This is a genomic window from Peptococcaceae bacterium (genome assembly GCA_024655825.1).
Taxonomy (GTDB): Bacteria; Bacillota; Peptococcia; order DRI-13; family PHAD01; genus JANLFJ01.
On the sequence record JANLFJ010000011.1, the window covers coordinates 1 to 13,654 of the forward strand.

Below are 13,654 nucleotides of genomic sequence, written 5' to 3' on the forward strand. Positions count from 1 at the left end.
ATATAAAGCGCAGACACCGCCGAATTCATGAACAAGACTGTATTTTGGGTTGCCAAAACCTCCTTCTTTATCGAAGGCCTGAACAATTCGTTCGGCCCGGCCCAGATATTTTTGGTAGACAACACGCGGTTTGCCGTCAATCCTGGCTGATTCGACGTAGTAATAATAGAGCTGATTTTTCTTTTTCTTAGATATGATAGTACCCATTCAATCCCCCCGTCAATTAGTAGGGTAATACATTAATTCGACGAGGGTTATATTAATTCCTTCTTTGCTAAGAAAAATTTACTGAATAAAAGCCTTATGAGATATTGATCAGTAACAATATCAATTATACCACGAGAACATAGTAGGGTAATACATCTGGTTAACATTTATTCCAAAATATACTATTACGTGAACCACTGAATTGGCGCCACTTTTCTGAATGGACATTAATAATTATTGAGATTTTATTCCCATATTTTATGGTTATTTCGTAAACTCACGCTAGGGCAGTCTGGTAGGAAAGCGGTTTCAAATCAAGGGGGGGGTGATAAAAGCATAGAATAATAACTGTCTTGAATTAAAAAAGCAATTAAAAAAATGGAGGTGGAGTTATGTATTTTAAGTCAAGTGTATCCTCCAGGGTTGTAGTACTAATCGTGCTGATTTGTTTTATCGCCACGATCGGTTTGATGGGTTGCAGCAAGAAAGCGGAGGAAAAGGCTCAAGCGAGTGTGATCAAAGTTGGCTGGATTGCGCCGTTTTCCGGCAACTATGCCTGGGCAGGCGAGTACTTGCTGAACGGGGCGAAACTGGCCGCCGAGGAAATTAACGCCAAAGGCGGGGTCAACGGGGTAAAAATTGATATTGTTTATGAAGATGACGGCGGAGATCCGACGAAATCTGTAAATGCTACCATTAAACTCATTGAAAAGGATAAAGTAAACATCATCATGGGGCCGTTTAACAGTTCCTGCACCCTGGCCAATATGAAGGAAACGGAACGGCGGCAGATGCCCCAGATCACATTCTCCCTAAGCCCCGTTATAACCAAGCAAAATAACCAATGGATCTTCCGGATGAGTCCCTCTGACGAAGTGACAATGACCAGCATACTGGAATACGCCGTAAAGGTTCAGGGCAAGAAAAATATTGCATTCTTGACCGATACGACTGATTATGGGACAGGCGGGTATATTGTTGGGGCTCCTTATCTGGAGAAAAACGGGCTGAAGCCTTTAACCAACGAAAAATTTAATATTCCGGATAAAGATTTCACAGCCCAGCTTCTCAATATAAAAAAGGCAAATCCTGATGCTCTATTACTGCACGGCGATGAAGCGGACTGCGGCCTGATCGCCAAGCAGAGAATACAGCTGGGAATGAAAGACCTGGAGATCATTGGCGGGCTGCCCTTGACAGGAACCAAATACCTTGAAACAGGCGGCGCCGAGGCAGTAGAGGGAACAATTGTGGCCACCTCATTCCTGGCCTCCAATCCTAGCCCCAAAGTGCAAGATTTTGTAAAGAATTTCACCCAAAAATATGGGTATGCTCCCGAAGCTCGCTGCGCTGCTGCTTATGACGGCATGTATATCCTGGCGGAGGCACTCAAGCACAGCCAAGGAAAGATTGACAATATATCACTGCGTGACGCTATTCGCAAGGTACAGAACATGGAAGGCGTACAGGGAGTGTTTAATTTCGACGAGGTTGGAGAAGGACTGCATACTGTCTTGAAAGGAATCTACCGCAGCGGAAAAATAGAATTCTTGGCCAAGTAGCGGATACCAAAAGCATAGAAGCCGGGGGAGATACGGCCTATCTCCGGATAGCGGGGAATCGATATCTTCTCCGGCTTTTATCTACGACTTCGTAAACTATGAGGAAAGGATGAAAGGCAGAATGAATTCCTTCCAGATGTTCGCGCAACAGGTTATTGGCGGTCTTGCTATCGGAAGCATGTATGCCCTTATCGCCCTTGGGTTCACTCTGATTTATTCCGGAATGAGGGTCGTGAACTGGGCCCAGGGGGAATTCTTTATGGTCGGGGCATATGTGGGTCTAACCGCTTATGTTTCGTGGAAGTGGCCGTTTTTTCTGGCGTTTCTCTTCAGTGCCGCGGTGATGTTCGTTGCCGGCTTGATCACGGAAAGGGTTGCCATTAAGCCGGTCAGGAGGGCGATTGACCTTACCCTGTTGATGATTACCATTGGCATCAGCATTGTGGTGAAGCAGCTGGCTATCCTGATCTGGTCACCGATTGGCGCGTCTTTTCCATCGGTATTTGGAGATGCCCCATATGAGTTTTTAGGATTATATGTGGTTCCCGAGGATGTCTGCGTCTTTTTGATCGGCATTCTGTTGATGCTTGTTCTTTATCTGCTGTTGTTTAAGACCAAACTGGGAATGGGTATGCGCGCTGTCGCTCAGTCCAGGGATACGGCGGCGATTATGGGCGTAAACATTGAGAGGATAGATTTGTTAACCTTTGGCGTGGCTATTGCTCTCGCCGCGGCAGCGGGGGTAATAATGGCTCCCCTGGCTTATGTTGAGCCCGCCATGGGAGCTTCGGTGGGCATTAAAGGTTTTGTGGCCTCCGTGCTGGGGGGGTTCGGTAATCTCTTTGGCGCTATTTTTGGCGGGTTGTTCCTGGGCCTGGCCGAGACAATTGGGGCCTACTTTATTTCTTCGGGATACAAGGATGCGATAGCCTTCAGCATTTTAATAATCGTTTTAGCCTTTAAACCAACAGGTTTATTCTATAGAAAGTCGCAAAGGTAGGTGAAACGAATGGCAAGATTGGCTGAATTGGTGGAAACGATAAAAATAAAAAAATGGCTGGGTGTTCTGTTGCTGCTGGCAGTGCTGTTGATGCCATATATTGCCGATTCTTACTGGCTTCACGTGCTGATCATCGTGGCCGTGTATATTATTTTGGCAATAGGACTGAACATGCTGACAGGTGTCACCGGATTGCTTTCTATAGGGCATGCGGCTTTTTTCGGGATTGGCGCGTATACCTCCGCGCTGCTGGCGATTAAACTTAATCTCTCCTTTTGGATAACCCTGCCCCTGGCGACGATACTTGCAGGAATTCTTGGCCTTCTTCTCAGCCTGCCGTGCCTGAGGCTGAAAGGGCCTTACCTTACAATAACAACTATCGGGTTCGGGCAGATCATCTATACTTTTTTCGTGGAATGGAGAGAACTAACCAAAGGACCGATGGGTTTAACGGGTATTCCCTCTCCTAAAATAGGAAGCTTTTCAATTGCCAGCAGCCAGGCGTACTATTACCTGATTTTAGTCTTTGTTTTCTTGGCCATATTTGTGGCGATGAGAATTGAGAACTCCATCTATGGAAGATCGATGAAGGCTATCAGGGATGATGAGTTATCCGCCGAGATTTCAGGAGTTAACGTCATCTATTATAAAATGTATGCCTTTGCGCTGAGCGCTGTCTATGCGGGTTTGGCAGGCGGTCTTTATGCGCATTACCTTTGCTTTTTAAGCCCGGACAGTTTTACTTTTGATTTTTCCACAATGATGCTGATGATGATTTTGATCGGCGGACTTGGTTCCGTGCAAGGGGCAATTATCGGCGCATTCATTGTGGCGCTTCTTCCGGAAATGTTGCGGGAATTCAAGATGTACCAGATGATAATCTACGGGCTTCTTCTCATTTTGGGGATGATTTACATGCCTAAAGGAATTGTACAACTATACCATAATGTTGTCGGCGCATTAGGACGCAAGGATAGTGACGGGCAGATTTCTAGGGCCACTAAACAATGAAAGGGGGTAAGCAAAACATGGATAATATGTTAGTCGCTCAAAATATAACTAAAGAATTCATAGGACTTACCGCACTGTCCAATGTTAGTCTAGAAGTTAAACAAGGAGAAATTCACGGTTTAATTGGGCCCAATGGTTCCGGCAAAACGACTTTTTTTAATGTGATCTCGGGGGTTATGCTCCCAACGAAAGGCGAAATTTTTCTAAGAGGAGAAAATATTGTTGGACTAAAGGCAAATGAGATTTCGAAAAAGGGCATTGCGCGCACCTTTCAAAACATCAGGCTTTTTAAGGAATTGACCGTGCAGGACAATGTAAAAGTTGCAGCAGGCAGCAGGTACAACGTGTCTTCTATAGACATAATATTTAAAACCGTAAGAGCCAGGAAATATGAAAAGGAGATCCAGGAAAAGACAGACTCTATATTAGAGGCCGTTGGACTTGCCAGTTTCAGGAACACTGTTGCCGCGAATTTACCCTATGGTAGGCAAAGAGTGCTGGAAATAGCCCGCGCCTGGGGGACAGAGCCGCTGCTGTTACTGCTGGATGAGCCAGGGGCCGGGATGAACCCCAAGGAAAAGGAGGAACTGATTTCGCTCATTTACCTGTTGAACAATGCTCACATCACGATCATACTTGTGGAACATGATATGAAGCTAGTCATGCAAGTAACAAAAACGATTACCGTTTTTGATTCCGGTGAAAAAATTGCGGAAGGTACTCCCCAGGAAGTCAGCAATAATCCGAAAGTAATTGAGGCCTACCTTGGGAAGGAGGGTCACCGTGTTAAAAATTGATAGTATTGATGTATTTTATGACAAGATTCAGGTCTTGCGGCAGGTAAGTTTGGAAGTCAAAGAAAAAGAAACGGTAACGATCATTGGAGCGAATGGGGCGGGAAAAACCACTTTGCTTAAAACAGTCATGGGTCTGTTAAAACCTGCCAGGGGAAAGATAGAATTGTTCGGCGAGCCTTTGCACGGCCTGGACCCCTGGCTTATTGTGCAGCGTGGAATTTCTCTTGTTCCGGAAGGAAGACAGGTTTTTCCCGAGATGTCGGTTTTAGAAAACCTATACATGGGCAGTTATGCCAGAAAAGATAAAGACGGTATCCAAAATGATCTGGAAAACGTTTTTAGACTGTTTCCCAAATTGAAAGGAAGGTCCCAGCAAATGGCAGGAACTCTCAGCGGCGGGGAGCAGCAGATGCTGGCTATTGGCCGCGCGCTGATGTCAAAACCCAAGCTGCTTTTGCTTGATGAGCCATCCATGGGGCTGGCTCCGATCATCGTTGAAGAGATTTTCGATATCATCAGGGATATCACAAGTGCCGGCACAACCGTGCTGCTGGTCGAGCAGAACGCGCGCCTGGCCCTCTCCATTGCCAACCGCGGGTATGTTCTGGAAACTGGTAAAATTATCATGGAAGACAAAGCTGAGCTGCTTTTGAACAACAGGCAGGTTAAGGAGGCTTATCTCGGAATATGAGCATGCTTTTCTCCCCAATTACTATTGGGAATATGAAACTGAAAAACCGTATTGTTATGGCGCCTATGGCGACTCATTTCGCCAATAAAGAAGGCAGAGTCACCAAAAAAATAATTGATTACTACGCAGAACGGGCTCGCGGAGGCACAGGACTCATAATTACTGAATCCTGCTATGTAATCCCCCAGGGAAGAGGTGGGAATCAACGGTTAGGCATCCATGAGGATGGTTTAATTGATGGTTTGTCTCAGCTGACTGATGCTGTCCATGCCAATGGGGCAATGATTGCGGCCGAACTGCATCATGGAGGACCCCAGGTCCCGCGGATGGTGATTGGCGAGATGCCGGCGGCCGCTTCGAACGTGTATTATCAGGCAGGTGTAATACCGCCGCCGCGCGCTCTTTCTAAAGAAGAAGTAAAACAGGTGGTGGCCGCTTACGCTGCAGCAGCTGGTAGAGCGGTAAAAGCCGGCTTTGACGCCCTGTTGATTCATGGCGGTCATGGTTATTTGATTAACAGCTTTTTATCCCCTGTAACGAACAGGAGAACGGATTGCTACGGTGGGGACCTTTCGAACCGGATGAGGTTTTTGCTGGAGATTATTGGCGCTATTCGAGACAGAGTAGGCGATAGCTTGCCTGTCATGGTCCGGTTGAATGCTGAAGACTTTGTGGAAGGAGGGATAAGGCTGCCGGAATCCCTGGAAATGGCCAGGATGCTGCAGGATGCTCATGTGGACTGCATCCATGTCACGGCAGGGACTCATCTCTCCATGGAAATGATGGTTCAACCCATGGCAATTCCCCGGGGTGTTCTGGTTCCCTTTGCCGCCGCTATAAAAAAAGAAGTTGCGGTTCCTGTGGCGGTGGTGGGACGTATCAACAACCCGGAATTAGCCGCTAAAATCCTGGAAGAGGGGAAGGCCGATTTGATCACATTAGGCCGGGCCCTCATTGCCGACCCGTATTTTCCCCAGAAGGCAGCCCAGGGCAAGGCCGATGAAATCAGGCCGTGCATAGCCTGCAACCAGGGATGCAATTACCAGCTGCATCAGGGCAGGAATATTACCTGTTTTGGTAATCCCTCTGTTGGCAAAGAAGAGGAATGGAGGATCAGTTCCGCCCCGCACCCCAAAAATGTCCTGGTAGTGGGCGGCGGGCCTGCCGGTATGCAGGCCGCCCTGACAGCCGCAGCGCGAGGCCATAAGGTAGTACTTTGCGAGAGAAACCAGCAATTGGGCGGACAGTTATATTTAGCCTCTAAACCGCCCTGCAAGGATGAGATCGCCAACCTGTTGAGTTATATGTCTGCTCAGCTTGCCAGGCTTAACGTTGATATAAGGTTAAACCAGGAAATAGGACTTGAGGACATAAAGAAGATGCAGCCTGACGCCGTTGTGGTGGCGACCGGCTCAATACCTTTTATCCCACCAATTGAAGGGGTGAATTTACCTCATGTAGTAACCGCTCAGGCTGTTTTGCGCAAACCGGAAATAGTGGCGGGGAAGACGGCAGTGATCGGCGGCGGCGGCACGGGTTTAGAAACCGCCGAATTTCTAGCAGAAAAAGGACTCAGTGTTATTGTTATAGAGATGATGGAAGATATTGCTGGTGATATGGAACCGACAAGGCGAAAGCTGATCCTGAACAGGTTAAGCGAAAAAGGGATCAGGATTCTGATAAAAGCAAAAGTGAAACGAATTAATCCAGGCTGCGTAGTGATTGAATGGTTGGGAAATGAACAAAGTATAGACGCGGACAGCGTGGTGCTGGCAACCGGCGCCCTGCCAGTTAAGAAACTGGGTGAAGAGCTGCGGGAACTAAATCTTGAAGTGCATTTTGTTGGCGACTGTCTGAATCCGCGTACCGGCCTGGATGCAATCAGCGACGGGTTCCAGGCGGGTCTAAGCATATAGCGGCAGCTTTCGCCGAATGGCAATCTTCCCTAATAATTCATGGCGATCAGCTGGTGGAAGGTTTGAAGGTCGATTTCCTTGCTTACTCCCCCGGAGGTCATGATGATCAGGACCTGACCCTTTTTGTCTTTTTTAACCTCGATGAGATAATGCTCGTGGAAACGGACCAGGACTTTTTCCACCCCGGCATCTCCTTTTCCTGTGGAACTGCCGATTTCCAGCCTGTTTTCCAGGCGGCTTACGGGGACATCGCGTTCAAAATTTAGCAAGACCTGGTTAATTGACATGTAAAACCACCTCCAACTCTATTATAATATAAAAGAGGTGGTGGAAAAATGAGTAAGGAAAAGGCAAATGCTAAGAATGACTTGCTGACACTGGAGGATGCCCTGGAGCTGGACCGGCAGGAGATACGCGATTACTACCGGCGATACATCAATCCGGGGCTGGCCAACATGATGGCCCTGATCGATTTTGACAAGAGGTTCGTGCGTGCCGAGGACTGCACCGCCTGGGACGCCGAGGGAAAAGAATATCTCGATTTTTTAGGCAGCTACGGTTCCGTCAACCTCGGGCACAATCCCCCGGCAGTCCAGGCCGCGGTTGAAAAAGTCCTGGAACGTCCCAATCTCCTCCAGGCTTCGTTGAACCCCTTGGCTGCGGCCCTGGCTCATAACCTGGCGCGCGTGACCCCGGGGGATTTGGAAAAGGTCTTTTTCTGCAACAGTGGTACCGAAGCGGTGGAAGGCGCTTTGAAGCTGGCTCGCGCATATAACAGCGGTCGGACAGGCATCGTCTACTGTGAAAATTCTTTTCATGGTAAAACATTTGGCTCGCTGTCGGTGACAGGCCGCGAAAAGTACAGGAAGCCTTTTCTACCGCTGCTGCCCGGCTGCGAAGCGGTTCCTTTCGGAAACCTCCAGGCGCTGGAAGAAAAGCTCTCCGCAAAGAATGCGGCGGCCTTTATTGTGGAACCGGTCCAGGGCGAGGGCGGCGTTGTTGTGCCGCCTTGCGGCTACCTGGCTGGAGCGAGGGAACTGTGTGACCTTTACGGGGCTTTGATGATAGTCGATGAAATACAGACGGGATTCGGGCGGACAGGCAGCCTCTTTGCCTGTGAACAAGAAAACGTCACGCCCGACATCATGTGCCTGGCCAAGTCGCTCGGCGGCGGGGTAATCCCGGTTGGCGCTTACATAGCACGCTCCGCTGTCTGGGAAGCGGTGTACGGCGGGATAGACAAATATGCTGTGCACACATCCACTTTTGGCGGCAACACCCTGGCGATGGCCGCCGGGCTGGCCGCCCTGGAGAGTCTCATAGAACAAGACCTGCCTGCTCAGGCGGCTGAAAAGGGCGCCTATCTTCTTGATAAGCTCAAAGCATTGGAGAAAAAATACGAACTGGTAAAAGAAGTGCGCGGGAGAGGGCTGCTCATCGGCGTGGAATTCAACCAGCCGGTCCCGGGGCTCCTGGACAGGCTGACGGGGGGAAGGGCCAACAAGTTGGCCGGTGAGTATTTTGGTTCTCTCGTGGCTGGTGAACTAATGAACAAATACCGGATAATTACCGCGTACACCCTTAATAATCCCAATGTCATCCGCCTGGAACCGCCGCTGACGGTCAGCAGGGCGGCACTGGACAGGGTTGTCGATTGCCTGGAGGAGATCCTGGCCCGCAGTTTTTCCGGGGTGGTAAAAAACAGCGTGGGTACGGCGGCCAGGTCGGTTTTAAAACGCGGGCGGTGACAAACAGATTAATATTTTTATTGTGTCCCCGCAAGGCCGGGGTTTTTTCTTTTACAGTTCATATATTCATGGCATCTTGTTATATATCTAAAAATATTTTAACATTTCACGGAGGAAAAAAAGTAGGGGCGGAGAATATACAAATTACTTCTTAAAAATAAGAACTGAGCTAAAAAATGAGGAGGAGGTATGTTGATGGGAGGGCAGCTTGGGATTTTAGTTGCCGTACTCGGGTACGACACGGTAAACGAGGATGAATTCAACGACTGGTACGAAACCGAGCATATACCCGAAAGAATGAAAATTCCCGGTTTTCTTTCCGCTGAGCGCTATCTGGCGATAAACAAGGAGAAGACATCCGTGGCCATCTATGACCTTTCCAGCGTGGATGTGCTGCGGGGGCCGGAATACAAGGCCATCGCCGGAAACAATTACTCGCCGTGGACCAAGCGCATCCAGTCAAGAGTAAGCGGTTTCCTGCGCTACGAGGCTGTGCAAGTCAATCCCGGCACGCAGGTGGCGCCCGGGGGAGCTGGAGGCCTTTTGCTGGTGGGATACAACGTCGGGCCGGAAGCGGAAGACGAGGTTAACCGCTGGTATGAGACGGAGCACATTCCCGCCCTGCTGCAGGTTGAAGGGGTTCTTTCCGCCCGCCGCTACCGCTGCGTAGACGGGCCTCACAAGTACCTGGCCGTCTATCATTTGACCGCTCCGGAAGTCTGCAAAAGCGAAATGTGGAGAAAAGCGGCGGAAACGCCGTGGACGCATGCTGTGCGACCGAAGATGGGAGAACGTTTGTGGTTGGAATGCAGGCTGTTCCGGCGCTATGAACGACAGGAGAGGTGAATTGACATGATGATGATCAGCCGCCTGAAACCACTGGAAGAAATGTTCGGCCGGCTCAAGAGCAGCGAGTCCCTGCTCTTGCTGGCGTGCAACGGCTGTGCGGAGAGCTTCGGCAGCGCCGAGCCCGGCCAGTTGAACTTGCTCAAAAGTGAAGCGGAACAACGGGGCCATCACGTTGCTGACGTTGTCACCATCGAATTCTTGTGCGAAGAAGTGCTGGTGAGACACTGGCTCCGCAAGGCCCGCAGCAAAGAGAGTTTTGACGCCGTGCTTGCCGTCTGCTGCGGGGTGGGCGCCCAGGTTGTGGCTAAAGTCAGCCAAGGGGCGGTTTATCCCGCATGCGATACCGTCAGCATGGGTGGCAGGTTCGGGCAGCCGTGGGGCGCCGAATTGTGTAAAGAATGCGGCGAGTGTTTGCTGCCTTATACCGGCGGTATTTGCCCCCTGACAGCTTGCAGCAAGGGGCTTTTAAACGGGCCGTGCGGCGGGAGCCAGGACGGAAGGTGCGAATTCCGGCCGGAATCAAGAGAATGCGGCTGGCAAAAAATATACCGGCGGTTGGAAGAGCGGGGCGGCAAAGAACTCCTTGTGGGTCCGCCCTTGATAAAAGACCATTCCAGGAACGAGCCGCCCGAAGAACTGGTTGTCTTCAAAACACAGCTCCTTGAAGGGCAGGTGGAGACCTTATGACGATTACGGAACTGGCTGGTAAAAAAAGTTTCCTGGTAACGGCGGAGTTGACCCCGCCCAAGGGGACTGATTACGGCAAAGTTTTAGAGGCGGCAGAGAACCTGGTCCAGGCGGTGGATGCCGTCAATGTAACCGACGGCCAGAGTGCGGTGATGCGCTCCGGTTCCCTGGCCCTTTCCCATTTTTTGCTGGATAAAGGCATTGAACCGGTTTTTCAGCTCAACTGCAGGGACCGCAACCGGATCGCCCTGCAGTCGGAATTATTGAGCGCGTTCAGCCTCGGAATCAAAAACGTGCTGTGCATCACGGGCGATCATGTCGGGTTAGGCGACCATAAGGACGCCAAGCAGGTTTTTGACCTGGATGCCGTATCGCTCCTGGCGGTCGTGAGCAGGTTAAACGAAGGCTGCGACATGAAAGGCAATCCCCTTGCCGGGGCTACCAACCTGTGCCCGGGGGCAGTCGTTAATCCCAACGCTTCACCGGTTGAGCCCCAGCTGTTGAAGATGAAAAGAAAAATACAGGCCGGCGCGCGCTTTTTCCAGACCCAACCCGTTTTTGAAATCTCTTTGCTGAAACCGTTTGCGGACGAGGCCGCCAGGATGGGCGTTCCCCTGCTGGCAGGGGTGATGGTTTTAAGGTCCGCCGGGATGGCCCGGTATATAAATAAGCATATTTCGGGCATCAGCGTTCCGGTAAAACTGGTTGAATACCTGGAAAAATCAAGGGACCCGGTCATAACCGGCCTGGAGATAGCCGCCGGTTTAATAAACGAAGCGCGAGGCGTTTGCCGGGGGGTCCATTTGATGACGATTGGTGCGGAAGAATTGGTGCCGCAAGTACTTGAAAAAGCGGGGATAAAGAAAGAAAAGCGGTTTTCCGAAACGGAGGTGGAATAGATGGCTTCCCCCAAGAAAACGGTGGCGGTCGTCAAGTGTAATGACCCGGGTGAAGGGGTCCTGAGGGCTTTGGCATTGCTGGAAGCGGAGGGCGATTTTAAACCTTCCTCCGACGTGGTGTTTATCAAACCAAATATTGTGGCTACCGTTCCTTCGGAGAATTCCCCTGAAGTCACGGAGCAAAGAACAGTCGCCGCGCTGGTGCGCTACTTCTACGAACGTGGGGCCCAAAAGGTGGTTGTGGGTGAAGGACCGGCCTGGGGCGCGTTGAGCCGCGACGCGTACCGGGTTTCAGGAATGGAAAAGGCCGTCCTGGAAAACGGCGGGTTTTTGTGCGACATGGATGAGGAGCCTGAAGTGGCGGTCCCGGTTGACGGCTACGTGCTCAAAGAAATACGCCTCCCCAGGGCTCTGGCGGAGGCCGATATGGTGGTCAATGTCCCCAAGGCAAAAACCCATTTCTTGACAGGCGTTACCCTGGGGCTGAAAAATGTTTTAGGGGCAATCCGCTACGAGTATCGGAAAAAATACCACCGGGAATTTGACCAGGCCTTCTTTATCGCCGATCTCCAGAAGGCTTACAAGCCTGATGTGACCGTCATTGACGCCGTAATGGCCATGGAAGGTTTCGGGCCGCACGGGGGTACGCCCCTTGAACTCGGAGTGGTCCTCGCCGGCACGGATACCATGGCGGTCGACACTGTGGGCTGCCACCTTATGTGCATCAATCCCCGCAGCCTGGCTTTGATGCAGGCTGCTGAAAAACTGGGAATAGGCACAACGGACATGAGCCTGATCAAGGTTGTGGGGGAAGATATTGAGAAGGTAAAACAGCCCTTTTCTCCGCCTCTTTTCCAGTATGTGAGCAAGTATGACAATGTCAGCGTGTACGCGGGGGGCGTCTGTCCCGGATGCAAACCGAGAATACCAAGCGTGCCTTTAGGCTGGGACCCTTCGAAAAAATACGCGGTGATCATCGGAAGAGAGCCAATCGCCGTCAGGCCCGATGTGGAAGCCGACGAATTTTGGCTGGTGGGAAACTGCGGGGTGAAGGCGGGAATGGCTTATCTCCTGCGGAGGGCTTTCCAGGGAGGTTTTAAAAGCGGGATGCCTAGAATAGCCAAAGTGCCCGGTTGTCCGCCGCTTGATTGGTATTCGCAGAAGTCCGTCTTCCCGCCGTTGCGGGAAAAAGGCTGGATGACCAATTAAAAAAAACAAAAAAAGCGCATGAGTATGCCTGTAAGCCGAGTTCTGTGCCCCCTCGTTTGAGGGGCGGCGACCATTTATCTGGGATGCCGGTTACCCGGCACCTCTAGCGACCTAACCCGGGAGCGGAACGGGCCGTTCCACAGCTCCCCTATTCGGTCTTGCTCCAGGTGGGGTTTACCGAGCCAGCCAGTCACCTGGCTGCTGGTGAGCTCTTACCTCGCCTTTCCACCCTTGCCTGTGCCGCAAAATACGGCCATCGGCGGTATGTCTCTGTGGCACTTTCCTTGGAGTCGCCTCCACTGGGTGTTACCCAGCACCCTGCCCTGCGGAGCTCGGACTTTCCTCAGGCCCGGCCTTTCGGCGATTGGGCCCGCGGTCGCCCGGCATACTCATGTGCGGAACTATATATTATCACATTAATATCAAAAATGAAAGCGGGATTCGCTGGAAGACCAGCGGAATGCTCTTGAAAATCGTTAAAACCGTTGACAAAACAGATTGAATACAACTATAATACGTCGTAATAAGAGCAAACGGGCAAACTGGAGGGATCCTTTTGGCTAACATGATTCATACCCTGGTTGTGCTGGTGGAAAACCGTCCCGGTGTGCTTACCAGGATTTCCGGTTTAATCAGCCGGAGGGCTTTTAATATTGAAAGCATTGTGGCCGGCTACACGGAGGAGCCTAACATGACCAGGATTACCATAGCGGTTAACGGTGACGACCGGGAAATAGAACAGGTCGTCAACCAGCTTTCCAAACTGGTTGATGTCATCAAAATTGTAGACCTGACCGAAGTGGACAGTCTCGAACGCGAACTGGCCATGATCAAGGTGAAAGCCAGCCCGGAGAAGCGTTCCGATATTGTGGACATTGTTGACATTTTCCGGGCCAGAATAGTGGATGTCAACCGTGAAACGATGGTCATAGAGCTGACCGGCGACCAGAGTAAAATCGACGCTCTTTGTGAAGTGATGAAAGACCACGGGATCATAGAAATTGTGCGGACCGGCAAGACCGTCATTTCCCGCGGGCCTTTGCCGGCCAAAAAAATGTAGTGAAAATCCCCGGGCGGG

The 13,654-nt window shown here is 50.8% G+C and carries 14 protein-coding genes and 1 other RNA gene; 12 read left to right on the forward strand and 3 right to left on the reverse strand.

Annotated features, from left to right (window positions below; translation table 11 throughout):
• A partial coding sequence (locus tag NUV48_05810; GenBank protein ID MCR4441657.1) for a transposase occupies positions 1 to 207 on the reverse strand: 207 nt, incomplete at its 3' end.
• A gap of 392 nt (positions 208 to 599) precedes the next feature.
• On the opposite strand from NUV48_05810, the gene NUV48_05815 reads away from it, so the two are divergent.
• The 6 genes from NUV48_05815 (at position 600) to NUV48_05840 (ending at position 7,184) form a co-directional block, all read left to right on the forward strand.
• The gene (locus tag NUV48_05815; GenBank protein MCR4441658.1) at positions 600 to 1,769 is read left to right on the forward strand and encodes an ABC transporter substrate-binding protein; all 1,170 of its coding nucleotides are present in this window, start codon (positions 600 to 602) and stop codon (positions 1,767 to 1,769) included.
• A gap of 121 nt (positions 1,770 to 1,890) precedes the next feature.
• Positions 1,891 to 2,769: a branched-chain amino acid ABC transporter permease gene (locus tag NUV48_05820; protein ID MCR4441659.1), complete on the forward strand. Its 879-nt coding sequence runs from the start codon at positions 1,891 to 1,893 to the stop codon at positions 2,767 to 2,769.
• Between the two features lie 9 nt (positions 2,770 to 2,778).
• Complete coding sequence (locus tag NUV48_05825; protein ID MCR4441660.1) at positions 2,779 to 3,780, forward strand: branched-chain amino acid ABC transporter permease; 1,002 nt, start codon at positions 2,779 to 2,781, stop codon at positions 3,778 to 3,780.
• A gap of 26 nt (positions 3,781 to 3,806) precedes the next feature.
• A complete protein-coding gene (locus NUV48_05830; protein MCR4441661.1) occupies positions 3,807 to 4,577 on the forward strand; it encodes an ABC transporter ATP-binding protein in 771 nt (256 codons plus the stop codon).
• On the forward strand, positions 4,564 to 5,268 hold the full coding sequence (locus NUV48_05835; protein MCR4441662.1) for an ABC transporter ATP-binding protein: 705 nt from the start codon (positions 4,564 to 4,566) through the stop codon (positions 5,266 to 5,268). The genes NUV48_05830 and NUV48_05835 overlap by 14 nt, the downstream gene beginning before the upstream one ends.
• Positions 5,265 to 7,184 (forward strand): FAD-dependent oxidoreductase, encoded by a 1,920-nt coding sequence (locus NUV48_05840; protein ID MCR4441663.1) that lies wholly within the window; start codon positions 5,265 to 5,267, stop codon positions 7,182 to 7,184. Before NUV48_05835 ends, NUV48_05840 begins: the two co-directional genes overlap by 4 nt.
• Before the next feature lie 29 nt (positions 7,185 to 7,213).
• Here the strand turns inward: NUV48_05840 and NUV48_05845 are convergent, their stop codons facing one another.
• A complete protein-coding gene (locus NUV48_05845) occupies positions 7,214 to 7,471 on the reverse strand; it encodes a hypothetical protein (GenBank protein ID MCR4441664.1) in 258 nt (85 codons plus the stop codon).
• Between the two features lie 48 nt (positions 7,472 to 7,519).
• On the opposite strand from NUV48_05845, the gene NUV48_05850 reads away from it, so the two are divergent.
• From NUV48_05850 to NUV48_05870, 5 genes are all read left to right on the forward strand, one after another.
• The gene (locus tag NUV48_05850; GenBank protein ID MCR4441665.1) at positions 7,520 to 8,932 is read left to right on the forward strand and encodes an aspartate aminotransferase family protein; all 1,413 of its coding nucleotides are present in this window, start codon (positions 7,520 to 7,522) and stop codon (positions 8,930 to 8,932) included.
• 195 nt (positions 8,933 to 9,127) lie between these two features.
• Complete coding sequence (locus NUV48_05855) at positions 9,128 to 9,778, forward strand: hypothetical protein (GenBank protein ID MCR4441666.1); 651 nt, start codon at positions 9,128 to 9,130, stop codon at positions 9,776 to 9,778.
• A 6-nt stretch (positions 9,779 to 9,784) separates the two neighbouring features.
• Positions 9,785 to 10,468 (forward strand): methylenetetrahydrofolate reductase C-terminal domain-containing protein, encoded by a 684-nt coding sequence (locus NUV48_05860; protein ID MCR4441667.1) that lies wholly within the window; start codon positions 9,785 to 9,787, stop codon positions 10,466 to 10,468.
• A complete protein-coding gene (locus tag NUV48_05865; protein MCR4441668.1) occupies positions 10,465 to 11,367 on the forward strand; it encodes a methylenetetrahydrofolate reductase in 903 nt (300 codons plus the stop codon). Before NUV48_05860 ends, NUV48_05865 begins: the two co-directional genes overlap by 4 nt.
• Positions 11,368 to 12,576, forward strand: a complete 1,209-nt coding sequence (locus tag NUV48_05870) for a DUF362 domain-containing protein (protein MCR4441669.1) — start codon at positions 11,368 to 11,370, stop codon at positions 12,574 to 12,576.
• Between the two features lie 15 nt (positions 12,577 to 12,591).
• Here NUV48_05870 and rnpB read toward each other — a convergent pair.
• Positions 12,592 to 12,968: RNase P RNA component class A (gene rnpB / locus NUV48_05875), an RNA gene on the reverse strand.
• A gap of 173 nt (positions 12,969 to 13,141) precedes the next feature.
• Between rnpB and ilvN the strand changes: the two genes are divergently transcribed.
• On the forward strand, positions 13,142 to 13,636 hold the full coding sequence (gene ilvN, locus NUV48_05880) for an acetolactate synthase small subunit (GenBank protein MCR4441670.1): 495 nt from the start codon (positions 13,142 to 13,144) through the stop codon (positions 13,634 to 13,636).
• Positions 13,637 to 13,654: the final 18 nt, after the last annotated feature.

What these genes read in the sequence shown, in the direction of transcription:
- NUV48_05860 (MCR4441667.1), top strand. Translation starts at nt 9,785, where the DNA reads ATGATGATGATCAGCCGCCTGAAACCACTGGAAGAAATGTTCGGCCGG.
- NUV48_05870 (MCR4441669.1), top strand. Translation starts at nt 11,368, where the DNA reads ATGGCTTCCCCCAAGAAAACGGTGGCGGTCGTCAAGTGTAATGACCCG.
- NUV48_05820 (MCR4441659.1), top strand. Translation starts at nt 1,891, where the DNA reads ATGAATTCCTTCCAGATGTTCGCGCAACAGGTTATTGGCGGTCTTGCT.
- ilvN (MCR4441670.1), top strand. Translation starts at nt 13,142, where the DNA reads ATGATTCATACCCTGGTTGTGCTGGTGGAAAACCGTCCCGGTGTGCTT.
- NUV48_05845 (MCR4441664.1), bottom strand. Translation starts at nt 7,471, where the DNA reads ATGTCAATTAACCAGGTCTTGCTAAATTTTGAACGCGATGTCCCCGTA.
- NUV48_05865 (MCR4441668.1), top strand. Translation starts at nt 10,465, where the DNA reads ATGACGATTACGGAACTGGCTGGTAAAAAAAGTTTCCTGGTAACGGCG.
- NUV48_05825 (MCR4441660.1), top strand. Translation starts at nt 2,779, where the DNA reads ATGGCAAGATTGGCTGAATTGGTGGAAACGATAAAAATAAAAAAATGG.
- NUV48_05815 (MCR4441658.1), top strand. Translation starts at nt 600, where the DNA reads ATGTATTTTAAGTCAAGTGTATCCTCCAGGGTTGTAGTACTAATCGTG.
- NUV48_05840 (MCR4441663.1), top strand. Translation starts at nt 5,265, where the DNA reads ATGAGCATGCTTTTCTCCCCAATTACTATTGGGAATATGAAACTGAAA.
- NUV48_05855 (MCR4441666.1), top strand. Translation starts at nt 9,128, where the DNA reads ATGGGAGGGCAGCTTGGGATTTTAGTTGCCGTACTCGGGTACGACACG.
- NUV48_05830 (MCR4441661.1), top strand. Translation starts at nt 3,807, where the DNA reads ATGTTAGTCGCTCAAAATATAACTAAAGAATTCATAGGACTTACCGCA.
- NUV48_05850 (MCR4441665.1), top strand. Translation starts at nt 7,520, where the DNA reads ATGAGTAAGGAAAAGGCAAATGCTAAGAATGACTTGCTGACACTGGAG.